18 protein-coding genes and 1 tRNA gene are annotated in these 24,702 nt (G+C 62.8%); 18 read left to right on the top strand and 1 reads right to left on the bottom strand.

What is annotated here, in order from left to right:
• Window positions 1–2: 2 nt before the first annotated feature.
• The 17 genes from tuf (AC3FOF_RS15260) (at window position 3) to rpsJ (ending at window position 21,965) form a co-directional block, all read left to right on the top strand.
• Window positions 3–1,193 carry an elongation factor Tu gene (gene tuf, locus AC3FOF_RS15260; protein ID WP_017224823.1) on the top strand — a complete coding sequence of 397 codons (1,191 nt, stop codon included), beginning with the start codon at window positions 3–5 and terminating at the stop codon, window positions 1,191–1,193.
• 84 nt (window positions 1,194–1,277) lie between these two features.
• Window positions 1,278–1,353: transfer RNA gene (locus AC3FOF_RS15265), tRNA-Trp, on the top strand.
• A gap of 61 nt (window positions 1,354–1,414) precedes the next feature.
• Window positions 1,415–1,795: a preprotein translocase subunit SecE gene (gene secE / locus AC3FOF_RS15270; protein ID WP_006162342.1), complete on the top strand. Its 381-nt coding sequence runs from the start codon at window positions 1,415–1,417 to the stop codon at window positions 1,793–1,795.
• Window positions 1,796–1,805: 10 nt separating this feature from the next.
• On the top strand, window positions 1,806–2,387 hold the full coding sequence (nusG, locus tag AC3FOF_RS15275) for a transcription termination/antitermination protein NusG (RefSeq protein ID WP_017224511.1): 582 nt from the start codon (window positions 1,806–1,808) through the stop codon (window positions 2,385–2,387).
• Between the two features lie 179 nt (window positions 2,388–2,566).
• The gene (gene rplK / locus AC3FOF_RS15280; protein WP_006162338.1) at window positions 2,567–2,998 is read left to right on the top strand and encodes a 50S ribosomal protein L11; all 432 of its coding nucleotides are present in this window, start codon (window positions 2,567–2,569) and stop codon (window positions 2,996–2,998) included.
• Window positions 2,999–3,694 carry a 50S ribosomal protein L1 gene (gene rplA, locus AC3FOF_RS15285; RefSeq protein WP_017224512.1) on the top strand — a complete coding sequence of 232 codons (696 nt, stop codon included), beginning with the start codon at window positions 2,999–3,001 and terminating at the stop codon, window positions 3,692–3,694.
• A gap of 432 nt (window positions 3,695–4,126) precedes the next feature.
• Window positions 4,127–4,675 (top strand): 50S ribosomal protein L10, encoded by a 549-nt coding sequence (rplJ, locus tag AC3FOF_RS15290; protein WP_017224513.1) that lies wholly within the window; start codon window positions 4,127–4,129, stop codon window positions 4,673–4,675.
• 75 nt (window positions 4,676–4,750) lie between these two features.
• A complete protein-coding gene (rplL, locus tag AC3FOF_RS15295; RefSeq protein WP_017224514.1) occupies window positions 4,751–5,122 on the top strand; it encodes a 50S ribosomal protein L7/L12 in 372 nt (123 codons plus the stop codon).
• Window positions 5,123–5,543: 421 nt separating this feature from the next.
• Entirely contained in the window at window positions 5,544–9,650 is a 4,107-nt protein-coding gene (gene rpoB / locus AC3FOF_RS15300; protein WP_017224515.1) for a DNA-directed RNA polymerase subunit beta, read from the top strand.
• Window positions 9,651–9,777: 127 nt separating this feature from the next.
• Window positions 9,778–14,022, top strand: a complete 4,245-nt coding sequence (gene rpoC, locus AC3FOF_RS15305; protein WP_017224516.1) for a DNA-directed RNA polymerase subunit beta' — start codon at window positions 9,778–9,780, stop codon at window positions 14,020–14,022.
• 30 nt (window positions 14,023–14,052) lie between these two features.
• The gene (locus AC3FOF_RS15310; protein ID WP_488727071.1) at window positions 14,053–14,349 is read left to right on the top strand and encodes a hypothetical protein; all 297 of its coding nucleotides are present in this window, start codon (window positions 14,053–14,055) and stop codon (window positions 14,347–14,349) included.
• 392 nt (window positions 14,350–14,741) lie between these two features.
• Window positions 14,742–16,595, top strand: coding sequence for a DNA helicase RecQ (gene recQ, locus AC3FOF_RS15315; RefSeq protein ID WP_017224518.1), 1,854 nt, complete (start codon window positions 14,742–14,744; stop codon window positions 16,593–16,595).
• Between the two features lie 402 nt (window positions 16,596–16,997).
• Window positions 16,998–17,375, top strand: a complete 378-nt coding sequence (rpsL, locus tag AC3FOF_RS15320) for a 30S ribosomal protein S12 (RefSeq protein ID WP_006162330.1) — start codon at window positions 16,998–17,000, stop codon at window positions 17,373–17,375.
• Window positions 17,376–17,599: 224 nt separating this feature from the next.
• Window positions 17,600–18,070 (top strand): 30S ribosomal protein S7, encoded by a 471-nt coding sequence (gene rpsG, locus AC3FOF_RS15325; protein ID WP_017224519.1) that lies wholly within the window; start codon window positions 17,600–17,602, stop codon window positions 18,068–18,070.
• A gap of 121 nt (window positions 18,071–18,191) precedes the next feature.
• A complete protein-coding gene (gene fusA / locus AC3FOF_RS15330; protein WP_017224520.1) occupies window positions 18,192–20,294 on the top strand; it encodes an elongation factor G in 2,103 nt (700 codons plus the stop codon).
• A 77-nt stretch (window positions 20,295–20,371) separates the two neighbouring features.
• Complete coding sequence (tuf, locus tag AC3FOF_RS15335) at window positions 20,372–21,562, top strand: elongation factor Tu (RefSeq protein WP_017224823.1); 1,191 nt, start codon at window positions 20,372–20,374, stop codon at window positions 21,560–21,562.
• Window positions 21,563–21,656: 94 nt separating this feature from the next.
• Window positions 21,657–21,965, top strand: a complete 309-nt coding sequence (rpsJ, locus tag AC3FOF_RS15340) for a 30S ribosomal protein S10 (RefSeq protein WP_006160488.1) — start codon at window positions 21,657–21,659, stop codon at window positions 21,963–21,965.
• Window positions 21,966–22,076: 111 nt separating this feature from the next.
• Here rpsJ and AC3FOF_RS15345 read toward each other — a convergent pair whose 3' ends face one another.
• On the bottom strand, window positions 22,077–23,090 hold the full coding sequence (locus AC3FOF_RS15345; protein WP_488727072.1) for an AraC family transcriptional regulator: 1,014 nt from the start codon (window positions 23,088–23,090) through the stop codon (window positions 22,077–22,079).
• Window positions 23,091–23,370: 280 nt separating this feature from the next.
• Here AC3FOF_RS15345 and AC3FOF_RS15350 point away from each other — a divergent pair, with 280 nt between their 5' ends.
• The gene (locus AC3FOF_RS15350) at window positions 23,371–24,606 is read left to right on the top strand and encodes a dienelactone hydrolase family protein (RefSeq protein WP_488727073.1); all 1,236 of its coding nucleotides are present in this window, start codon (window positions 23,371–23,373) and stop codon (window positions 24,604–24,606) included.
• Window positions 24,607–24,702 lie beyond the last annotated feature (96 nt).

The raw sequence follows: 24,702 nt of genomic DNA on the forward strand, positions 1-24,702 counted from the left end.
AAATGGCAAAGGAAAAGTTCGAGCGGACTAAGCCGCACGTGAACGTTGGCACGATTGGTCACGTTGACCATGGCAAGACCACGCTGACGGCCGCAATCGCCACGGTGCTGGCAGCGAAGTTTGGCGGTGCCGCCAAGAAGTACGACGAAATCGACGCAGCGCCGGAAGAAAAGGCACGCGGTATTACCATCAACACCGCCCACGTCGAGTACGAAACGGCTAACCGCCACTACGCGCACGTTGACTGCCCGGGCCACGCTGACTATGTGAAGAACATGATCACGGGCGCAGCGCAGATGGACGGCGCGATCCTGGTGTGCTCGGCCGCTGACGGCCCGATGCCGCAGACCCGCGAACACATCCTGCTGGCCCGCCAGGTTGGCGTGCCTTACATCATCGTGTTCCTGAACAAGTGCGACATGGTCGACGACGCCGAGCTGCTCGAGCTGGTCGAAATGGAAGTGCGCGAGCTGCTGTCGAAGTACGAATTCCCCGGCGACGACACCCCGATCATCAAGGGTTCGGCCAAGCTGGCACTGGAAGGCGACAAGGGCGAGCTGGGCGAAGTGGCGATCCTAGCCCTGGCCGACGCACTGGACAGCTACATCCCGACGCCGGAACGTGCCATCGACGGTACCTTCCTGATGCCGGTGGAAGACGTGTTCTCGATCTCGGGCCGTGGCACGGTTGTGACCGGTCGTATCGAGCGCGGCATCATCAAGGTCGGTGAAGAAATCGAAATCGTTGGTATCAAGCCGACGGTCAAGACCATCTGCACCGGCGTGGAAATGTTCCGCAAGCTGCTGGACCAAGGTCAGGCTGGCGACAACGTGGGTCTGCTGCTGCGCGGCACGAAGCGCGAAGACGTCGAACGCGGCCAAGTGCTGTGCAAGCCGGGTTCGATCAAGCCGCACACGCACTTCACCGGCGAGGTCTACATCTTGTCGAAGGACGAAGGCGGCCGTCACACCCCGTTCTTCAACAACTACCGTCCGCAGTTCTATTTCCGTACGACCGACGTGACCGGCTCGATCGAGCTGCCGAAGGACAAGGAAATGGTCATGCCCGGCGACAACGTGTCGATCACCGTCAAGCTGATCGCCCCGATCGCCATGGAAGAAGGCCTGCGTTTCGCCATCCGTGAAGGCGGTCGTACCGTCGGCGCCGGCGTCGTGGCAAAGATCCTCGACTGATAAGGTCGATCAGCGGATACGGCACCAACCGGCCGTATTCGTTGCCAGAGGGGTTGGCGCAAGCGCCGACCCCAAAGTTGTTTTAGGGGTATAGCTCAACTGGCAGAGCGTCGGTCTCCAAAACCGAAGGTTGGGGGTTCGATTCCCTCTGCCCCTGCCAATTCAATCAGCCGCGTCGCGATAGAGAATGTCGTGACGCGGCTTAGTCTCGTTTGCGAAACATGGCCAATCCCAACGTCGAAACCGTCAACGCCGCCAGCGGTAAGTGGTTGCTGGGCGCCGCGGTGCTACTGGTGGTTGCCGGCGTCATCGGTTTCTATGCCCTGGCACAGCAGCCCTCCTATGTGCGCGGCGCCGCGCTGTTTGGCGGTATTGCGCTGGGCGTGGTGGTCGCGCTGGTCTCGGCGCCAGGCAAGGACTTCATCGGTTTCTCCAAGGAATCGTATCGGGAAGTCCGCAAGGTCGTCTGGCCGACCCGCAAGGAAGCCGGGCAGATGACGGGCCTGGTGTTCGTTTTTGTCGTGATCATGGCCGTGTTCCTGTGGTCAGCGGACAAGCTCATCGAGTGGGTCATCTTTTCGCTCGTGCTGGGCTGGAAATGAAGGATAGAACATGACGGACAACGCACAACAGGAAGCCCCGGCAGCGGAATCGCCTTCGTCGAAGAAGCGCTGGTACGTGGTGCACGCTTATTCCGGCATGGAAAAGAGCGTGCAGCGCGCGTTGCAGGAGCGCATTGAACGCGCCGAGATGCAGGACAAGTTTGGCCGCATCCTGGTCCCGTCCGAAGAAGTGGTTGAAATCAAGGGTGGGCAGAAGTCTGTCACCGAGCGCCGCTTCTTCCCGGGTTACGTGCTGGTCGAGATGGAAATGACCGACGAAACCTGGCACCTGGTGAAGAACACCAGCAAGGTCACCGGTTTCGTGGGCGGCGCGCGCAATCGCCCGAGCCCGATTTCCCAGAAGGAAGTCGACAAGATCATGACCCAGATGCAGGAAGGGGTCGAGAAGCCGCGTCCCAAGACGCTGTTCGAAGTGGGCGAAATGGTACGCGTCAAGGACGGTCCTTTCACCGACTTCAACGGCAATGTCGAGGAAGTGAACTACGAGAAATCGCGCCTGCGCGTCTCGGTCACGATCTTCGGGCGTGCTACCCCGGTGGAACTCGAGTTCGGCCAGGTCGAGAAAGTTTAAGTTTTCGCGTTTTATGCTGGCCGCGAGGCCGGTAAAAAATGCGCGGCCAGTCCCGCAAGGGGCCGGCCACAAGAGGAGCGTGAGGCTGGCCGGGGTGGATGAACCGCCCCAGCAGCGATAGCGCGCTACGACTCAACAGGATCGCATTCCTCCAGGAAGCGGTCCGGATTGGAGTAAATATGGCCAAGAAGATCATTGGCTTTATCAAGCTGCAAATTCCGGCTGGTAAGGCAAATCCCTCCCCGCCCGTGGGCCCCGCACTGGGTCAACGCGGTCTGAACATCATGGAGTTCTGCAAGGCGTTCAACGCGCAGACCCAAGGTATGGAACCCGGCCTGCCGGTGCCGGTGGTGATTACCGCCTTCGCCGACAAGAGCTTCACCTTCGTGATGAAGTCGCCCCCGGCGACCGTGCTGATCAAGAAGGCCGCTGGCCTGACCAAGGGTTCGGCCAAGCCGCATACCGACAAGGTCGGCAAGATCACCCGCGCCCAGGCTGAAGAAATCGCCAAGGCGAAGAACGCTGACCTGACCGCTGCCGATCTGGACGCCGCCGTGCGTACCATCGCCGGTTCGGCTCGTTCGATGGGCATCACCGTGGAGGGTCTGTAAATGGCTAAGGTTTCCAAGCGCACCGCCGCCAACAAGGCGAAGATCGAGCGCACCAAGTTCTACCCGATCGACGAGGCCCTGGGCCTGGTGAAGGAATGCGCATCGGCCAAGTTCGACGAGTCGATCGACGTTGCCGTGCAACTCGGCATCGACGCGAAGAAGTCGGACCAGGTGGTTCGTGGCTCCGTGGTGCTGCCTGCCGGTACCGGCAAGTCGGTCCGCGTGGCTGTGTTCGCCCAAGGCGAAAAGGCCGAAGCTGCCAAGGCAGCCGGTGCAGACATCGTCGGCATGGAAGACCTGGCCGAGCAAGTCAAGGCCGGTAACCTGAACTTCGACGTGGTGATCGCTTCGCCGGACACCATGCGTATCGTTGGTACGCTGGGCCAGATCCTGGGCCCGCGCGGCCTGATGCCGAACCCGAAGGTTGGCACGGTTACCCCCGACGTGGCCCAGGCAGTGAAGAACGCCAAGGCCGGTCAGGTGCAATACCGCGTCGACAAGGCCGGTATCATCCACGCCACCATTGGCCGCCGCTCGTTCCAGGACGCCGATCTGAAGCGCAACCTGAGCGCGCTGATCGAAGCCCTGGTGAAGTCGAAGCCGGCTACCAGCAAGGGCGTGTACCTGCGCAAGATCGCCGTGTCGTCCACCATGGGCGTTGGCGTGCGCGTGGAACAGGCTTCGCTGTCGGCCTGAGGCTGGCGGCAAACGCAGGGCGAACCCGATAACGTCGCCCCGTGTAAAGAATGGAAGATCCTGGCCCAGGCCGGGATCGTCTCCCGAGTCAGGCGGGGCCCAGACGGGCGCCGCGGAACGAAGGGAGCAAGGCTTTGGGCAGTGGTGCCCGCCGGTGCGCAAGCGCGGGGCAGGCACCGCTGGTTATCAAAGACCGCTGGTGGCGGTGCGGCCGTAGTCTGGCAGCCTCGCCTTAATCGGACGGAACGTACGCAGCGTGGCTTTCGGCCCTGCTGCGGCGCCTCCCGGCCCACCAGCGCAGATGGCGCACCCGAGGGATTGAAGAATCCGGGCAATGACCCGGGTGATTCGGGCCAATCGGACGCCGTTCGTTTGGACTGATGTGCGTGCCCCGGACGATCCGGGGAACAAGCATCGTTTTGGAGCTTAACCGTGCCACTCAATATTGAAGATAAGAAGGCCGTCGTTGCTGAGGTTTCGGCGCAAGTCGCTAAAGCCCAGACCATCGTCGTTGCCGAATATCGCGGCATTGCGGTTGGCGATCTGACCAAGCTGCGCGCCAAGGCCCGCGAGCAAGGCGTGTACCTGCGCGTTCTGAAGAACACGCTGGCCCGCCGCGCCGTGGAAGGCACGCCGTTTGCCGGCCTCGCAGAGCAAATGACCGGTCCGCTGATCTACGGTATTTCCGAAGATGCAGTGTCGTCGGCCAAGGTTCTGAACGACTTTGCCAAGACCAACGACAAGTTGGTTCTGCGCGCAGCGTCGTACGACGGCAACGTGCTCGATGCTGCTGCCGTCAAGGCACTGGCCTCGATCCCGAGCCGCGATGAACTGATTGCTCAGCTGCTTGGCGTGATGCAGGCACCGGTGTCGGGCTTCGCCCGTCTGCTGGCTGCACTGGCCGCCAAGAAGAGCGAAGGCGCCCCTGCCGAAGGCGAAGGCGCTGCTGCCGCCGCCGAGAGCGAAGGCGCTGCTGCCTGAGGCGAAAGCCCACGCAGCCTGGCTCATCAAGATCGCATTACCGATACCGAATCACATTTAGCAGGAGTATTCCAAATGGCAATCAGCAAAGACGACATCCTCGAAGCCGTAGGCTCGATGTCCGTGATGGAACTGAACGACCTGGTCAAGGCGTTCGAAGAAAAGTTTGGCGTGTCCGCCGCTTCGATGGCCGTGGCTGCTGCCCCGGGCGCCGGCGCTGCTGTCGCTGAAGAGCAAACCGAGTTCAACGTTATCCTGTCGGAAATCGGCGCGAACAAGGTTGGCGTGATTAAGGCTGTCCGCGAAATCACCGGCCTGGGCCTGAAGGAAGCCAAGGATCTGGTCGACGGCGCACCGAAGGCTGTCAAGGAAGGCGTGGACAAGGCTGCTGCAGCCGACGCCAAGAAGAAGCTGGAAGACGCCGGCGCAAAGGTCGAAGTCAAGTAAGCTGTGCTCGCGTGCCCCTTCGGCACGCGAATGGGGCTGGCAAAGGGAGATTCCCGGCGCCAGCCTTTTTGCGCTTCTGCGATGTGTGTTTTATCAGGCACCCGCAGCGCAAATCAGTGCAAAAAAGTGGCGCAAACAATGCTTGAAGACTGGGCCGATGCCTAAGCTTCAGCAGAGGCCAAACATCAGTGGCACACTAGGTGGCTGCTGATGTTTGTCTTCTGAACCGACTGCAGAAGACAAGTTTGGTCGGGTGTTCCCCGAGCCGGTATGGCGCATCGCGTCGTTTCTGCCGGCTCGCAGCGTGCGGACACCGTCAGCCAGAGGTTGGTAGCGGCCAACCGCCAAATCCCCTCCCAGTCGCTGAACACCTCAGGTGCTGCGCCAGGTCCAGCCAGCCCTGCGATGATTCGGAGATCCCATGGCGTACAGCTTCACCGAAAAGAAGCGCATTCGCAAAAGTTTTGCGAAGCGCGCGACGGTTCACCAGGTTCCTTTCCTGCTTGCCACCCAGATTGAATCCTACACTCAGTTTCTGCAAGAGGATACGCCACCCTCGCGTCGCAAAACAGAGGGCCTGCAAGCGGCTTTCAGTGCAATCTTCCCGATTGTGTCGCACAACGGGCTCGCCCGTATGGAGTTCGTCTCCTACCATCTCTCCAACCCGCCGTTCGATGTCAAGGAATGTCAACAGCGTGGCCTGACCTTCCACTCGGCCCTGCGTGCCAAGGTGCGCCTGATCATCAACGATCGGGAAAATCCGGGCAAGGTCAAGGAAGTGAAGGAACAGGAAGTCTACATGGGCGAAATTCCGCTCATGACGTCGACCGGTTCGTTCGTGATCAACGGTACCGAGCGTGTGATCGTCTCGCAGCTGCACCGCTCGCCTGGCGTGTTCTTCGAGCACGACAAGGGCAAGACCCACAGCTCGGGCAAGCTGCTGTTCTCGGCGCGTATCATTCCCTACCGCGGTTCGTGGCTCGACTTCGAGTTCGACCCGAAGGACATCCTGTACTTCCGCGTCGACCGCCGCCGCAAGATGCCGGTGACGATCCTGCTGAAGTCGATCGGCCTGACGCCCGAGCAAATCCTCGCGCACTTCTTCGTGTTCGACAACTTCACCCTGCAGTCGGAAGGCGCGCAGATGGAGTTCGTGCCCGAGCGCCTGCGCGGCGAAGTCGCGCGCTTCGACATCGCCGACAAGAACGGCCGCGTCGTGGTGGAGAAGGACAAGCGGATCAACGCCAAGCACATCCGTGACCTGGATTCCGCCGGCACCAAGCTGATCAGCGTGCCGGAAGACTATCTGCTCGGCCGCGTGCTGGCGAAGAACATCATCGACCCGGATACCGGCGAAGTGATTGCCAACGCCAACGACGAGCTGACCGAAACCGTGCTGGAAAACCTGCGCGAAGCCGGCGTCAAGCAGATCCAGACCCTGTACACCAACGATCTGGACCAAGGTCCGTACATGTCGCAGACCCTGCGCGTGGACGATACCGCCGACCAGACCGCTGCGCGTATCGCCATCTACCGCATGATGCGTCCCGGCGAGCCGCCGACCGAAGACGCGGTGGAAGCCCTGTTCCAGCGCCTGTTCTACAGCGAAGAGTCGTACGACCTGTCGCGCGTTGGCCGCATGAAGGTCAACAGCCGCCTGGGCCGCCCGAGCGGCGAAGGCAGCATGGTGCTGCAGGACGAGGACATCCTCGAGACCATCAAGATCCTGGTCAACCTGCGCAACGGCAAGGGCGAGGTCGATGACATCGATCACCTGGGCAATCGTCGCGTGCGTTGCGTCGGCGAACTGGCTGAAAACCAGTTCCGCGCCGGCCTGTCGCGCGTGGAGCGCGCCGTCAAGGAACGTCTGGGCCAGGCCGAGACCGAAAACCTGATGCCGCACGACCTGATCAACTCGAAGCCGATTTCCTCGGCCATCCGCGAGTTCTTCGGTTCGTCGCAGCTGTCGCAGTTCATGGACCAGACCAACCCGCTGTCCGAGATCACGCACAAGCGCCGTGTCTCCGCACTGGGCCCGGGCGGTCTTACCCGCGAGCGCGCAGGTTTTGAAGTCCGCGACGTGCACCCGACCCACTATGGCCGCGTGTGCCCGATCGAAACGCCGGAAGGCCCGAACATTGGCCTGATCAACTCGCTGGCACTGTATGCCCGCCTGAACGAGTACGGCTTCCTGGAAACGCCGTACCGCAAGGTGGTCGACAGCAAGCTGACCGACCAGGTCGACTACCTGTCCGCCATCGAGGAAGGCAAGTACGTGGTCGCGCAGGCCAACGCCACCGTCGACGCCGACGGTACCCTGATCGACGAACTGGTGTCGTCGCGTGAAGGCAGCGAGCGTGAAACCCGTATGGTCACGCCGGACCGCGTCCAGTACATCGACGTGGCGCCTTCGCAGATCGTGTCCGCGGCGGCATCGCTGGTGCCGTTCCTCGAGCACGATGACGCGAACCGTGCACTGATGGGCGCCAACATGCAGCGCCAGGCCGTGCCTTGCCTGCGTCCGGACAAGCCGCTGGTGGGTACCGGCATCGAGCGTACCGTCGCGGTCGACTCGGGCACCGCCGTGCAGGCCACCCGTGGCGGCGTGGTGGACTACGTCGATGCGATGCGTATCGTGATCCGCGTGAACGACGATGAAGCCGTTGCAGGCGAAGTCGGCGTGGACATCTACAACCTGATCAAGTACACGCGCTCGAACCAGAACACCAACATCAACCAGCGTCCGATGGTCAAGGTCGGCGACTTCGTCGCCCGCGGCGACGTGATCGCCGACGGCGCCTCGACCGACCTGGGCGAGCTCGCGCTCGGCCAGAACATGCTGGTGGCGTTCATGCCGTGGAACGGCTACAACTTCGAAGATTCGATCCTGATCTCCGAACGCGTGGTTGCCGAAGACCGCTACACCTCGATCCACATCGAGGAACTGTCGGTCGTCGCCCGCGACACCAAGCTGGGACCGGAAGAAATCACCCGCGACATCTCCAACCTCGCCGAAGCGCAGCTGGCGCGTCTGGACGAGTCCGGCATCACCTACATCGGTGCCGAAGTGGAAGCCGGCGACGTGCTGGTCGGCAAGGTCACGCCCAAGGGCGAGACCCAGCTGACCCCGGAAGAAAAGCTGCTGCGCGCGATCTTCGGCGAGAAGGCTTCGGACGTGAAGGACACCTCGCTGCGCGTGCCCTCGGGCATGAGCGGCATCGTGATCGACGTCCAGGTCTTCACCCGCGAAGGCGTGACCCGCGACAAGCGCGCCCAGTCGATCATCGACGACGAACTGAAGCGCTACCGCCTGGACCTGAACGACCAGCTGCGCATCGTCGAAGGCGACGCCTTCCAGCGTCTGGAACGCCTGCTGCTCGACAAGACCGTCAACGGCGGTCCGAAGAAGCTGGCCAAGGGCGCCAAGCTGACCCGCGAGTACCTGGCCGACCTGGACAAGTACCACTGGTTCGACATCCGTCCGGCCGACGAGGAAGTCGCTGCCCAGCTGGAAGCCGTCAAGGAAGCCATCGAGCAGAAGCGTCACGAGTTCGACCTGGCCTTCGAGGAAAAGCGCAAGAAGCTCACGCAAGGCGACGAACTGCCGCCGGGCGTGATCAAGATGGTCAAGGTGTACCTGGCCGTCAAGCGCCGCCTGCAGCCTGGCGACAAGATGGCAGGCCGTCACGGCAACAAGGGTGTGGTGTCCAAGATCGTCCCGATCGAAGACATGCCCTACATGGCCGACGGTACCCCTGCCGACATCGTGCTGAACCCGCTGGGCGTGCCGTCGCGGATGAACGTGGGCCAGATTCTGGAAACCCACCTGGGCTGGGCCGCGCGCGGCCTGGGCCAGCGTATCGGCTCCATGCTCAAGGCGCAGGCCAAGGCGCAGGAACTGCGTCCGTTGCTCGCCCAGATCTACAACGAGAGCGGCAAGCCGGAAGACCTCGACAGCCTGTCCGACGCCGAAGTGCTGGAACTGGCCACCAACCTGAAGAAGGGTGTGCCGTTCGCCACGCCGGTGTTCGACGGTGCGCATGAAGACGAAATCCGTCGCATGCTGGACCTGGCCTACCCGGACGCGATCGCCAAGGAAATGGGCCTGACCGCTTCCAAGCAACAGGTCACGCTGCACGACGGCCGCACCGGCGAAGCGTTCGAGCGTCCGGTGACGCTGGGCGTGATGCACATGCTGAAGCTGCACCACTTGGTCGACGACAAGATGCACGCGCGTTCGACCGGCCCGTACTCGCTGGTGACCCAGCAGCCGCTGGGTGGTAAGGCGCAGTTCGGTGGCCAGCGTTTCGGTGAAATGGAAGTGTGGGCGCTGGAAGCTTATGGCGCCTCCTACGTGCTGCAGGAAATGCTGACGGTCAAGTCCGATGACGTGAACGGCCGGACCAAGGTCTACGAGAACATCGTCAAGGGCGAGCACTCGATCGACGCCGGCATGCCGGAATCGTTCAACGTGCTGGTGAAGGAAATCCGTTCGCTGGGTATCGACATCGACCTCGATCGCTACTGATCGAGATAGAGAGCGCGGGAGGCCGGCAACGGCCAGTCTCCCGCCGATTGCCCGCTACGGTTTTCCCACAGAATGAATGCCGCGGGCCCGACATGCTGTCGGGCTGGCGGCGAAACAAGGAGTTGCAATGAAAGCATTGCTCGATCTCTTTAAGCAGGTTCAGCAGGAAGAGCAGTTCGACGCGATCAAGATCGGCCTGGCATCGCCGGAGAAGATCCGTTCGTGGTCGTACGGTGAAGTGAAGAAGCCGGAAACCATCAACTACCGGACCTTCAAGCCCGAGCGCGATGGCCTGTTCTGCGCCAAGATCTTTGGCCCGATCAAGGACTACGAGTGCCTGTGCGGCAAGTACAAGCGCCTGAAGCACCGCGGCGTGATCTGCGAGAAGTGCGGCGTTGAAGTGACGCTGGCCAAGGTGCGCCGCGAGCGCATGGGCCACATCGAACTGGCCGCGCCGACCGCGCACATCTGGTTCCTGAAGTCGCTGCCGTCGCGTCTGGGCATGGTGCTCGACATGACGCTGCGCGATATCGAACGCGTCCTGTACTTCGAAGCGTTCGTGGTGCTCGAACCCGGCATGACGCCGCTCAAGCGCAGCCAGATCATGTCCGAGGACGACTACATCGCCAAGTGCGAAGAGTACGGCGAAGGCGAGTTCGTGGCCATGATGGGTGCCGAGGGCATCCGTGAGCTGCTGCGCGGCATCGACATCGAGAAGCAGATCGAAACGATCCGCGCCGAGCTGCAAGCCACCGGTTCCGAAGCCAAGATCAAGAAGTTCGCCAAGCGCCTGAAGGTGCTGGAAGCGTTCCAGCGTTCGGGCATCAAGCCGGAATGGATGATCCTGGAAGTGCTGCCGGTGCTGCCGCCCGAACTGCGTCCGCTGGTTCCGCTGGATGGCGGCCGTTTCGCCACCTCGGACCTGAACGACCTGTATCGCCGCGTCATCAACCGTAACAACCGCCTGAAGCGCCTGCTCGAGCTGAAGGCGCCCGAGATCATCGTGCGCAACGAAAAGCGCATGCTGCAGGAAGCGGTTGACTCGCTGCTGGACAACGGCCGTCGCGGCAAGGCGATGACCGGCGCCAACAAGCGTCCGCTGAAGTCGCTGGCCGAAATGATCAAGGGCAAGGGCGGCCGTTTCCGTCAGAACCTGCTGGGCAAGCGCGTCGACTACTCGGGCCGTTCGGTCATCGTGGTGGGCCCGACCCTGAAGCTGCACCAGTGCGGCCTGCCCAAGCTGATGGCGCTCGAGCTGTTCAAGCCCTTCATCTTCCACAAGCTGGAAACGATGGGTATCGCCACCACCATCAAGGCGGCGAAGAAGGAAGTGGAAAGCCAGACCGCGGTGGTGTGGGACATCCTCGAAGAGGTGATCCGCGAGCATCCGGTCATGCTGAACCGCGCGCCGACGCTGCACCGCCTGGGTATCCAGGCGTTCGAGCCGGTGCTGATCGAAGGCAAGGCCATCCAGCTGCACCCGCTCGTCTGCGCGGCGTTCAACGCCGACTTCGACGGTGACCAGATGGCTGTGCACGTCCCGCTGTCGCTGGAAGCGCAGATGGAAGCCCGCACCCTGATGCTGGCCTCCAACAACGTGCTGTTCCCGGCCAACGGCGACCCGTCGATCGTACCGTCGCAAGACGTGGTGCTGGGTCTGTACTACACGACCCGCGACAAGATCAACGGCAAGGGTGAAGGCCTGACGTTCGCCGACATCAGCGAAGTGATCCGCGCCTACGAGAACAAGGAAGTCGAACTGGCTTCCCGCGTAAACGTGCGTATCACCGAGTATGAACTGGTCGACAAGGACGCCGTGGGCGATGCCCGCTTCGCGCCCAAGATCACGCTGCAGGCCACCACGGTCGGCCGCGCGATCATGTCCGAGATCCTGCCCAAGGGCCTGCCTTTCTCGGTGCTGAACAAGCCGCTGAAGAAGAAGGAAATCTCGCGCCTGATCAACACCGCGTTCCGCAAGTGCGGTCTGCGCGAAACCGTGATCTTCGCCGACAAGCTGCTGCAGTCGGGTTTCCGCCTGGCAACGCGCGCCGGTATCTCGATCGCCATCGACGACATGCTGGTGCCGCCGCAGAAGGAAAAGATCATTTCCGACGCGGCAGCCAAGGTCAAGGAATACGACAAGCAGTACATGTCGGGTCTGGTGACCGACCAGGAACGCTACAACAACGTCGTGGACATCTGGGGCGCCGCCGGCGACCAGGTGGGCAAGGCGATGATGGAGCAGCTCCAGCACGAAGACGTGGTCGACCGTCACGGCAACACCGTGAAGCAGGACTCGTTCAACTCGATCTACATGATGGCCGACTCGGGCGCGCGCGGTTCCGCTGCGCAGATCCGTCAGCTGGCCGGCATGCGTGGCCTGATGGCCAAGCCGGATGGCTCGATCATTGAAACGCCGATTACGGCGAACTTCCGTGAAGGCCTGAACGTTCTGCAGTACTTCATCTCCACCCACGGCGCGCGTAAGGGCCTGGCGGATACGGCACTGAAGACCGCGAACTCGGGTTACCTGACCCGTCGTCTGGTCGACGTGACGCAGGATCTGGTGGTGGTGGAAGACGATTGCGGCACGACCAACGGCGTGGCCATGAAGGCCCTGGTCGAAGGCGGTGAAGTGATCGAAGCCCTGCGCGACCGTATTCTCGGCCGTGTGACGGTGACCGACGTGGTGAATCCTGAAACCCAGGAGACCGCGATCGAGGCCGGCACCCTGCTGGACGAAGACCTGGTCGACATGATCGACGCCATCGGCGTGGACGAAGTGAAGGTACGCACGCCGCTGTCGTGCGACACGCGCTACGGCCTGTGCGGCATGTGCTATGGCCGCGACCTGGGCCGCGGCGTGCTGGTGAACTCCGGCGAAGCGGTTGGCGTGATCGCCGCCCAGTCGATCGGCGAGCCGGGCACGCAGCTGACCATGCGTACGTTCCACATCGGTGGCGCGGCATCGCGTGCGGCAGTGGCATCGAGCGTGGAAGCGAAGGCAACCGGTACCGTGCGTTTCACGGCGACCATGCGTTACGTCACCAATGCGAAGGGCGAGCTGATCGTCATTTCGCGTTCGGGCGAAACCCTGATCACCGACGACCATGGCCGTGAGCGCGAACGCCACAAGATCCCGTACGGCGCGATGCTGCTGGTGCAGGACGGCCAGGCCATCAAGGCTGGTACGCAGCTGGCCACGTGGGACGCACTGACGCGCCCGATCGTGTCGGAGTACACCGGCACGACCAAGTTCGAGAACGTCGAAGAAGGCGTGACCGTCGCCAAGCAGATGGACGAGGTCACCGGCCTGTCGACCCTCGTGGTGATCGATGCGAAGCGCCGTACGGCTGCCACCAAGGGCCTGCGCCCGCAGGTGAAGCTGCTCGACGCCAACGGCCAGGAAGTGAAGATCCCGGGCACGGACCACTCCGTGACCATCGGCTTCCAGGTCGGCGCGCTGATTACCGTGAAGGACGGCCAGCAGGTGCATGTGGGTGAAGTGCTCGCACGTATCCCGACCGAATCGCAAAAGACCCGCGACATTACCGGGGGTCTGCCGCGTGTGGCCGAACTGTTCGAAGCGCGTTCGCCGAAGGACGCCGCCGTGCTGGCGGAAGTCACCGGTACCACGTCGTTCGGCAAGGACACCAAGGGCAAGCAACGCCTGGTGATTACGGACCTGGACGGCAACGCCCACGAGTTCCTGATCGCCAAGGAAAAGCAGGTCCTGGTGCACGATGGCCAGGTGGTGAACAAGGGTGAGATGATCGTGGAAGGTCCGGCGGACCCGCACGACATCCTGCGCCTGAAGGGCATCGAGGAACTGGCGCACTACATCGTCGACGAAGTGCAGGACGTGTACCGTCTGCAGGGCGTGAAGATCAACGACAAGCACATCGAAGTGATCGTGCGCCAGATGCTGCGCCGCGTGCAGATCTCGGATGTGGGCGACACCAAGTTCATCCCGGGTGAACAGGTGGAGCGTTCGGAACTGCTCGACGAGAACGATCGCGTGATCGCCGAAGGCAAGCGTCCGGCCACGTATGAAAACCTGTTGCTCGGTATCACCAAGGCGTCGCTGTCCACCGACAGCTTCATCTCGGCGGCATCGTTCCAGGAAACCACCCGCGTGCTGACCGAAGCCGCGATCATGGGCAAGACCGACGACCTGCGTGGTCTGAAGGAAAACGTGATCGTTGGCCGACTGATCCCCGCTGGTACCGGTCTGGCCTACCACCGTGCCCGCAAGGCACGCGAGGCGGCCGAGCGCGAACGCGCCCAGGCGATCTCCGAAGAAGAGCAGTCGCTCTTCATCGAGCCGCCGGTGGTGCCGGCGACGACCGAAGGCGAGGGCGACGCAGTCTAAGACTGTCAGCCTGAACCTGCAGCAAGCTGCATGAAGATACCCGGCCCTTGCGGCCGGGTATTTTTTTGCCTGTTCTATCCGCTGTGCACGCGCCGGAGCGCAATGCATGCAGTGCGCTCCGGCGATTCACGTCGAGGGCGGCGGCAGCCATATCCGGGCAGGTACTTGCTGTCCGGCGGCCCGGAGGTGCTGCATGAGATCGAGATCAACGGCGGCATCGCCGTGTATGGGAGAGATATCGTTCTTCCAGAATTGCGCATTGATATTTGTCTACTGCATATTCATGGCGATATCCAGGCCACCGTACCGCAGGGCGTCCCAGTTTGATCTGCTACTTTTGATGGATAAATATCGCAATGCCATGGATGCGTTGAAGTATCTATCCCGTGCATATTTTTGAGTGACACCCCGGCCATGAGGCTAAAGGCAGGCTAGCCTTGGCCATGTGCGCTAAACGGATGCATATTGTTCTGCCTGAATTGGATGATGACATCCTTCCTGTGCATATCTTCGGAGATCCCCAGGCCCGAGCGGCCGGAAGGTGGCCCGGCCTGAACCGTGCGCGGCAAGCGGATACCCGGCCCCGGTCCGGGCTTTTGCTGTCGGCGGCCAACCTGTACGTATGTGGAAACCATTCGTCACAGCCGGATACGGTACGCCGCGGGCTTGGTGGTATGGTTACGCCTTTCGCGGTTTCACCCTCTTTTCAAGCTGTTGCTATGTCGCGCGCCCTGGCCATTCTCAAGGATGTATTCGGCTACCATGCCTTCCGTGGCCGCCAGGCGGAGATCATCGACCATGTGGCCGAGGGTGGCGATTGCCTGGTATTGATGCCGACCGGCGGCGGCAAGTCGCTGTGCTACCAGATTCCGGCGCTGCTGCGGCAGCGGGCCGGCCACGGCACCGGCATCGTGGTGTCGCCGCTGATCGCGCTGATGCAGGACCAGGTGGCGGCGCTGTCCGAGGCCGGCGTGCGCGCGGCCGTGCTGAATTCGACGCTCAGCGGGGCCGAGGCCTCCGCGGTGGAGCGCGACCTGCTCGCCGGCCGGCTCGAGATCCTCTATGTGGCGCCTGAGCGGCTGATGACGCCGCGCTTCCAGGACCTGCTGGAGCGTACCCGTATCGGCGTGTTCGCCATCGACGAGGCGCACTGCGTGTCGCAGTGGGGGCATGATTTCCGCCCCGAGTACATCCAGCTCTCGGTGCTGCACGAGCGCTTTCCGCAGGTGCCGCGCATCGCGCTGACGGCCACCGCGGATTCGGTCACGCGCGAGGAGATCGTCGAGCGCCTGGCGCTGCAGGACGCGCGCGTCTTCATCTCCAGCTTCGACCGCCCCAATATCCGCTATCGCATCGTCGAGAAGGACAATGCGCGCCAGCAGTTGCTGACCTTCATCAAGGCGGAGCACCTGGCCGCGGACGGCACCCATGACAGCGGCATCGTCTATTGCCTGTCGCGCAAGAAGGTGGAGGACACCGCCAGCTACCTCAGCAGCCAGGGCCTCAACGCGCTGGCGTACCACGCCGGCATGGACGCGGGCGTGCGCCAGCACCACCAGGCCCGCTTCCGCGAGGAGGAGGGCGTGATCATGGTCGCCACCATCGCCTTCGGCATGGGCATCGACAAGCCAGACGTGCGCTTCGTTGCCCACCTGGACCTGCCCAAGAGCATGGAGGGCTACTACCAGGAGACGGGCCGCGCCGGCCGCGACGGGCTGCCGGCCAACGCCTGGATGGCCTACGGCCTGGGCGATGTGGTCCAGCAAAAGCGCATGATCGACGAGTCCGAGGCCGACGACGCCCACAAGCGCGTGTCCTCCGCCAAGCTCGACGCGTTGCTGGGGCTCTGCGAGACCGCGGGCTGCCGGCGCGTGCGCATCCTGGCGTACTTCGACGAAGCCAGCGAGCCTTGCGGCAACTGCGACACCTGCCTGGAGCCGCCAGCGACATGGGACGGCACCCGCGAGGCACAGATGGCGCTGTCCTGCGTCTACCGCACCGCGCAGGCCAGCCGCGTCCATTTTGGCGCGACCCATATGGTCGACGTGCTGCGCGGCAACGCTTCGGAAAAGATCCGGCAGTGGGGCCATGACAAGGTATCCACCTTCGGCATCGGCGCTGACCGTTCCGTATCGGAGTGGCACGCGATCTTCCGCCAGTTGATCGCCCATGGCCTGCTGGTGATCGACCACGGCGGGCACGGCGCGTTGCTGCTGGGCGAGTCGGCGCGTGCGGTGCTCAAGGGCGAGACGCAGATCACGCTGCGCCGGCAGGCCAGCAAGCCGGCCAAGAGCGGTGAGCGCACCGCGCGCGGCACGGGCACCCGCACCGACCATACCGCCGGCATGGACGAGGACGCGCTGGCCAACTGGGAGGCGCTGCGCAAGTGGCGCACCGAAACCGCGCGCGAGCATGGCGTGCCGGCCTACGTGATCTTCCACGACGCCACCCTCGCCGAACTGGCGCGCAGCGCACCGGACTCGCTGACGGCGATGGCCGAGGTGCCCGGCATCGGCGCTGCCAAGCTGGAGCGCTACGGCGATGCCATCCTTGAAGCGCTGGCTTCCGTTTAGCCCCGGTTTCGGATCTCCCGCGAACCGCCGCCGCGTGGCCTGCCCGGGCCCCTCTATCGGGAGTTCATCGGTACTTGACCGTTTACGTTCTCCCTGCTAGAGTGCCAGATTCGAGTTTTTGGCTTTGGATTTCGCTCGCCTGTCTGATTTGTGGTGCCTGGTTCACGAACCTTCATGAACCGGCCGGCAATCGGCAAGCCCGCCAGGGGATCATGTGATGCCCGGGTGGTGTGGTCGCAGCGGGATCCCAAGCGAGCTCGCGCTCTTTGGCCAGTCTGTTCCTCCACAGGTCCGTCTCTAGAGCGCTCGCTCACTTCTCCCGCCCAAAACCCGTCGTTGCCTCTCGGCCCATCGCTTGTGGCCCATGGGGTGTTTTTCCGTAAAACCAAGCTGGATTGAACAATGCCAACTATCAACCAACTGGTTCGCAAGCCGCGTGTCTCTGAAGTCGTAAAGAGCAAGAGCCCTGCACTTGAGAACTGCCCGCAGCGTCGCGGCGTGTGCACCCGCGTGTACACCACGACGCCGAAGAAGCCGAACTCGGCACTGCGTAAGGTCGCCAAGGTGCGCCTGACCAACGGTTTCGAGGTCATCTCGTACATCGGCGGTGAAGGCCACAACCTGCAAGAACACTCGGTCGTGCTGATCCGCGGCGGCCGTGTGAAGGACTTGCCGGGTGTGCGTTACCACATCGTCCGTGGCTCGCTGGACTTGCAAGGCGTGAAGGATCGTCGCCAGGCACGTTCGAAGTACGGCGCGAAGCGTCCGAAGGCTGCTTAAGGCTAACGCCAGGCAAGCTGGGCGCAGAGCCCGCAGTAACAAACGATGGCCTGTGGCGGTTGCGTCATGGTGCTGTCACCAGGCGGCGGTACAACGGAGCGTTTTATGCGCCGTGCCGTCGAGTAAGTGGTCACCCGGCGAATTTGCCTTAATGGAAGGCAAGCTTGTTGGTGGCCGGAGAGCGGGAACTAGCCGCGCTCTCAACTGAATCTAAAGGAAAGAAGATGCCACGTCGTCGTGAAGTCCCCAAGCGGGAAATCCTGCCTGATCCGAAGTTCGGTAACGTTGAAGTTGCCAAGTTCATGAACGTGCTGATGCTGGACGGCAAGAAGTCGGTTGCCGAACGTATCGTTTATGGCGCGTTCGACCAGATCGAAAAGAAGGCAGGCAAGGCCCCGGTAGAAGTGTTTTCCGTTGCGATCAACAACGTGAAGCCGGTGGTCGAAGTGAAGAGCCGTCGCGTGGGCGGCGCCAACTATCAGGTTCCGGTCGAAGTCCGTCCGTCGCGTCGTTTGGCATTGGCGATGCGTTGGCTGCGCGAGGCCGCGAAAAAACGCAGCGAGAAGTCGATGGCGCTGCGCCTGGCAGGTGAGCTGCTGGAAGCATCGGAAGGCCGCGGCGGCGCAATGAAGAAGCGCGACGAAGTGCACCGCATGGCCGAAGCCAACAAGGCGTTCTCGCACTTCCGCTTCTAAAGCGCGCGAGTTACGCGGTTGGTTGCCGGGCGGGCTGTGTATGTAATGACACGCTCGCCCGTTTGTGTTACGGGCGTTGGCAATGAGATGCCGGCGTCTCACGGACGAATAGAGGATTAAAGTGGCTCGTAAGACTCCCATTGAGCGCTACCGCAATATCGGTATCTCGGCTCACATTGACGCGGGTAAAACCACCACGACCGAGCGGATCCTGTTCTACACCGGTGTGAACCACAAGATCGGTGAAGTGCATGATGGCGCCGCCACGATGGACTGGATGGAGCAGGAGCAGGAGCGTGGCATCACGATCACCTCCGCTGCTACCACCGCCTTCTGGAAGGGCATGGCCGGCAATTACCCGGAACACCGCATCAACATCATCGACACCCCGGGCCACGTGGACTTCACCATCGAGGTGGAGCGCTCCATGCGCGTGCTGGACGGCGCTTGCATGGTCTACTGTGCAGTGGGTGGCGTGCAGCCCCAGTCGGAAACCGTGTGGCGCCAGGCCAACAAGTACGGCGTGCCGCGCCTGGCCTTCGTCAACAAGATGGACCGTACCGGCGCGAATTTCTTCAAGGTCTACGACCAGCTGAAGACCCGCCTGAAGGCCAGCCCGGTTCCCGTCGTGGTACCGATCGGCGCCGAAGACACCTTCAAGGGTGTGGTCGACCTCATCAAGATGAAAGCGATCATCTGGGACGAGGCCAGCCAGGGCACCAAGTTCGACTACGTGGACATCCCGGCTGAACTGGCCGACTCGTGCAACGAATGGCGCGAGAAGATGGTCGAGGCAGCTGCCGAGTCCAACGAAGACCTGATGAACAAGTATCTGGAAGAGGGCGAACTGTCCGAAGCCGAGATCATCAAGGGTCTGCGCGACCGTACCATCGCCTGCGAAATCCAGCCGATGCTGTGCGGCACCGCGTTCAAGAACAAGGGCGTGCAGCGTATGCTGGACGCCGTGATCGACTTCCTGCCGTCGCCGGTCGACATTCCGCCGGTCAAGGGCGTGGACGACGACGAGAAGGAAGTCGTGCGCCGTGCCGCGGACGACGAAAAGTTCTCCGCGCTGGCGTTCAAGATCATGACCGACCCGTTCGTTGGTCAGCTGATCTTCTTCCGCGTCTACTCGGGCAAGGTCAATTCGGGCGACACCATCTACAACCCGGTCAAGAGCAAGAAGGAACGCCTGGGCCGTATTCTGCAGATGCACGCCAACCAGCGCGAAGAAATCAAGGAAGTGCTGGCAGGCGACATCGCCGCGGCGGTTGGCCTGAAAGAAGCCACCACCGGCGACACGCTGTGCGATCCGGACCACATCATCATCCTGGAACGCATGGTGTTCCCGGAGCCGGTGATTTCGCAGGCTGTCGAGCCGAAGACCAAGGCTGACCAGGAAAAGATGGGCATCGCCCTGAACCGCCTGGCACAGGAAGATCCGTCGTTCCGCGTCAAGACCGACGAAGAATCCGGCCAGACCATCATTTCGGGCATGGGCGAGCTCCACCTGGAAATTCTGGTCGACCGCATGAAGCGTGAATTCGGCGTGGAAGCCACCGTGGGCAAGCCCCAGGTTGCCTACCGCGAAACCATCCGCAAGAACTGCGACGAAGTGGAAGGCAAGTTCGTCAAGCAGTCGGGCGGCCGTGGCCAGTACGGTCACGTGGTGCTCAAGCTCGAGCCGCAGGAACCGGGCAAGGGCTACGAGTTCGTCGACGCCATCAAGGGCGGTGTGGTGCCGCGCGAGTACATCCCCGCAGTGGACAAGGGCATTCAGGAAACCCTGAACGCCGGCGTTCTGGCAGGCTTCCCGGTGGTCGACGTCAAGGTCACGCTGTTCTTCGGTTCGTACCACGATGTGGACTCGAACGAAAACGCGTTCAAGATGGCCGGTTCCATGGGCTTCAAGGAAGGCATGCGCCGCGCCAACCCGGTGCTGCTCGAGCCGATGATGGCCGTGGAAGTGGAAACGCCGGAAGACTTCATGGGTAACGTGATGGGCGATCTGTCGTCGCGTCGCGGCATTATCCAGGGCATGGACGACATCGTCGGCGGTGGCAAGATCCTGCGCGCGGAAGTTCCGCTGGCAGAGATGTTCGGCTACTCGACTTCGCTGCGTTCGGCCACCCAAGGCCGCGCTACGTACACGATGGAGTTCAAGCACTACGCTGAAGCTCCTAAGAACGTAGCCGACGCCGTGATCACGGCCCGTGGCAAGTAAGTAAAAAATCCGCCGCCGCGCGTTGTGCGCGGTGGCTATATGAACACGACATACTGGTTTCGATTAGGAGCTGAAAAATGGCAAAGGAAAAGTTCGAGCGGACTAAGCCGCACGTGAACGTTGGCACGATTGGTCACGTTGACCATGGCAAGACCACGCTGACGGCCGCAATCGCCACGGTGCTGGCAGCGAAGTTTGGCGGTGCCGCCAAGAAGTACGACGAAATCGACGCAGCGCCGGAAGAAAAGGCACGCGGTATTACCATCAACACCGCCCACGTCGAGTACGAAACGGCTAACCGCCACTACGCGCACGTTGACTGCCCGGGCCACGCTGACTATGTGAAGAACATGATCACGGGCGCAGCGCAGATGGACGGCGCGATCCTGGTGTGCTCGGCCGCTGACGGCCCGATGCCGCAGACCCGCGAACACATCCTGCTGGCCCGCCAGGTTGGCGTGCCTTACATCATCGTGTTCCTGAACAAGTGCGACATGGTCGACGACGCCGAGCTGCTCGAGCTGGTCGAAATGGAAGTGCGCGAGCTGCTGTCGAAGTACGAATTCCCCGGCGACGACACCCCGATCATCAAGGGTTCGGCCAAGCTGGCACTGGAAGGCGACAAGGGCGAGCTGGGCGAAGTGGCGATCCTAGCCCTGGCCGACGCACTGGACAGCTACATCCCGACGCCGGAACGTGCCATCGACGGTACCTTCCTGATGCCGGTGGAAGACGTGTTCTCGATCTCGGGCCGTGGCACGGTTGTGACCGGTCGTATCGAGCGCGGCATCATCAAGGTCGGTGAAGAAATCGAAATCGTTGGTATCAAGCCGACGGTCAAGACCATCTGCACCGGCGTGGAAATGTTCCGCAAGCTGCTGGACCAAGGTCAGGCTGGCGACAACGTGGGTCTGCTGCTGCGCGGCACGAAGCGCGAAGACGTCGAACGCGGCCAAGTGCTGTGCAAGCCGGGTTCGATCAAGCCGCACACGCACTTCACCGGCGAGGTCTACATCTTGTCGAAGGACGAAGGCGGCCGTCACACCCCGTTCTTCAACAACTACCGTCCGCAGTTCTATTTCCGTACGACCGACGTGACCGGCTCGATCGAGCTGCCGAAGGACAAGGAAATGGTCATGCCCGGCGACAACGTGTCGATCACCGTCAAGCTGATCGCCCCGATCGCCATGGAAGAAGGCCTGCGTTTCGCCATCCGTGAAGGCGGTCGTACCGTCGGCGCCGGCGTCGTGGCAAAGATCCTCGACTAAGCAAACTTCCTGGAGCAGGCTGGCGGTACAATACCGGCGGCCTGTTCCCTTGTTCCAGGGCGCTCGCCGCCCATCGCTCTTTAAAGGAAATATCATGCAGAACCAGAAGATCCGTATCCGCCTGAAGGCTTTCGACTATCGCCTGATCGACCAGTCGGCAGCCGAAATCGTGGATACCGCCAAGCGCACCGGCGCGATCGTCAAGGGCCCGGTGCCCCTGCCGACCCGTATCCAGCGCTTCGACATCCTGCGTTCGCCGCACGTCAACAAGACGAGCCGTGATCAGTTCGAGATCCGTACTCACCAGCGCCTGATGGACATCGTCGATCCTACCGACAAGACCGTTGACGCACTGATGAAGCTCGACCTGCCGGCCGGCGTCGACGTCGAAATCAAGGTGTAAGGTATTCAGCACAAGACCGCCCCAGGCGGTTTTGCGCAAACAAAAACGGCGAACTTCGGTTCGCCATTTTTGTTTTTGTGCCTCTTCTCTTCTCTCCTCTTCGCTTGCCGCCTATGCCGGCCCGCGCCGCCGGAGTGTCTGCCCCGGTGGCTCTCCGAAGCTCTTGCGATACTCGATGCTGAACCGCCCGAGATGGCTGAAGCCCCAGCGCAGGGCCGCCGCCGTAACAGAGTCGACGGCCCTGTCGTTCAGCAGATCGTGGCGTACCCGTTCCAGCCGGACCGCGCGCAGGTAGGCCATCGGGCTGATGCCGCGATGCTCGCGAAAGCCGGCATACAGCCCTCGCAGGCTGACGCCCGCCACCTCGGCCAGCGCGGCTGGCGTCAGCGGGGCGTGGGCATGTGCATGAATGTACTCCTCGACCAGCTTCACATGACGTGGCGCCAGGGGTTTGCCGCGCACCAGCAGCGCCTGGGTGAGGCTGTGCGGCTGCACCGTCAGCAGGGTGCCGATAACCAGTTGCTCCAGCTGGCAGGCTGTCAGCGGGTGGCGCGCGGCATCGGGTGCCAGCATCAGCGTGTCCGTCAGGTAGTGCATCAGCTGGTACCAGGCTGCCAGGCGCCGCCAAGCCATCCCAAGTTCGAAGCGCAGCGGCTGCTGTGGCCGGTGGCCAAGGTAGGCCGCGCATATCCGTTCCAGTGCACCGCGTTCGATGCGCACGATCAATTGGTCGCTGTCGTGGCTCCAGCGCATGCGCACTGCATCGCTGGGCGTGAGTACCGAGGCGGTCTCGTGGTCGGACAGGATCTGCTGCTCGCCGCAACGAATCTCCGCATGGCCGGCCACAGGCATCTGCACCAGCAGGAAGTCGTCGAGCGGCCCGGGCTCGATCTGCACTTCGGCGCCATAAGCCAGCCGGTTGAACGATACCGCTCCAAGTGGCGCATGATGCATGCGCGCCGCCAGCGTGGTGCCGCCGATCGTAAGCTTGTGCGGCTTGAACACCGCGGCGACCGCAGCCCGCGTCCGGGCCTGGTCGGTCGAGGCGAAGACCAGCCGGGTGGGGTCGTTCAGCAGGGCGCCGGCCAGCGGCTCGGCGGCCGTGGCCGCGGGGGGCTGCGGCATTGTCTCGCTCCTCGGCGTCATTGGCGCGCCGTTCCTTGGGTGGCATCCGCGTAGGCCTGGCGTGTGCCGCAGCGCAGCGGCATCGGGCTCGGCCGGGATGCGGACGGGATCCTTCACAACACTATAGTGGATCGGTTCTTCGCGTCCCTTGTCCGGCTAGCCATTTTCCTGCACTAATTGGATAGCCGCTGCAGGCGGCGGCTAGTTTGCTGCGGTGCGTATCACGCATGATGGAATCCAGCACGGCAGCCCACCCCCAAAAAACACAGGAGCGCAGGCCATGGGCCAGACTATCCAGATCCATACGACCGACGGCAGCGGCACGTTCAACGCCTACCTGGCCACGCCCGCAGCGGGCAAGGGCCCCGGGATCGTGTTGTGCCAGGAGATCTTCGGCGTCAATGCCACCATGCGCGCCGTGGCGGATTATTACGCCGAGGAAGGCTACACGGTGCTGGTGCCGGACCTGTTCTGGCGCCTGGCCCCCGGCATCGAGCTGGGCGACCGCGGCGAAGATTTCCAGCGCGCGCTGGACCTGTACCAGCGCTTCGACGAGCGCCAGGGCGTGCTCGACGTGGGCAGCGCGCTGGAAGCGTTGCGCGCGCGCCCCGAATGCGTCGGCCAGACCGGCGTCCTGGGCTTCTGCCTGGGCGGGAAGCTGGCCTACCTGGCGGCATGCCGCCTGGACGGCGTGGCGTGCGCGGTAGCGTACTACGGGGTCGGCATCGAGCGCGCGCTGGATGAGGCAGCCAACATCAAGGGAAGGCTGGTGCTGCATGTGGCCGAGCGCGACGGCTTCTGCCCGCCGGAGGCTCAGGCGCAGATCCGGGCAAGCCTTGGCGGCAGGGAAGGCATCGAGCTGTATGTCTATGCTGGCGTCGATCATGCGTTTGCCCGCGCCGGCGGCGAGCACTTCGACCGCCCGTCCGCACTCATGGCGCACCAGCGCTCGATTGCCGCGCTGCGCGCGGAGATGGGCCCGCACTACGACTTCTCGGCCCTCTGGGACAAGCACTGCGAATACGAATTCGCCACCCGTGAGGTCGACGCCACCATGGCAACCATGGTGGCCGAGCCCTATGTCAACCATATCCCGACCATGACCGGCGGCGTAGGCTACCGCCAGCTCAGGCGCTTCTACCAGAACCACTTCGTCCACAGCAATCCGCCCGACACCACGCTGATCCCGTTGTCGCGCACGGTGGGGGCGAGCCAGATCGTCGACGAGTTGCTGTTCTGTTTCACGCACACCTGCGAGATCGACTGGATGCTGCCAGGCGTGCCACCGACCGGCAGGCGTGTGGAGATTCCGTTGATCGCCATCGTCAAGTTCCGTGGCGACAAGCTCTATCACGAGCATATCTACTGGGACCAGGCCAGCGTGCTGGTCCAGATCGGAAAACTGGACCCGGCCGGCCTGCCCGTGGCCGGCGTCGAGACTGCCCGCAAGCTGCTCGACGAAACGCTGCCGTCCAACACGCTGATGGCGCGCTGGAAGGATAGCGAAGGCAAGTAGGCCGGGCGCGTCCGCGCCCTGGCAACTCGACGTAACCAAGCAAAGGAGCGTGCCCGGCACGCGCCTCGGGCACCCCTGCGCCATCGGCGCCGGGCG

The organism is Cupriavidus sp. 96C5-1 (assembly GCF_057798855.1).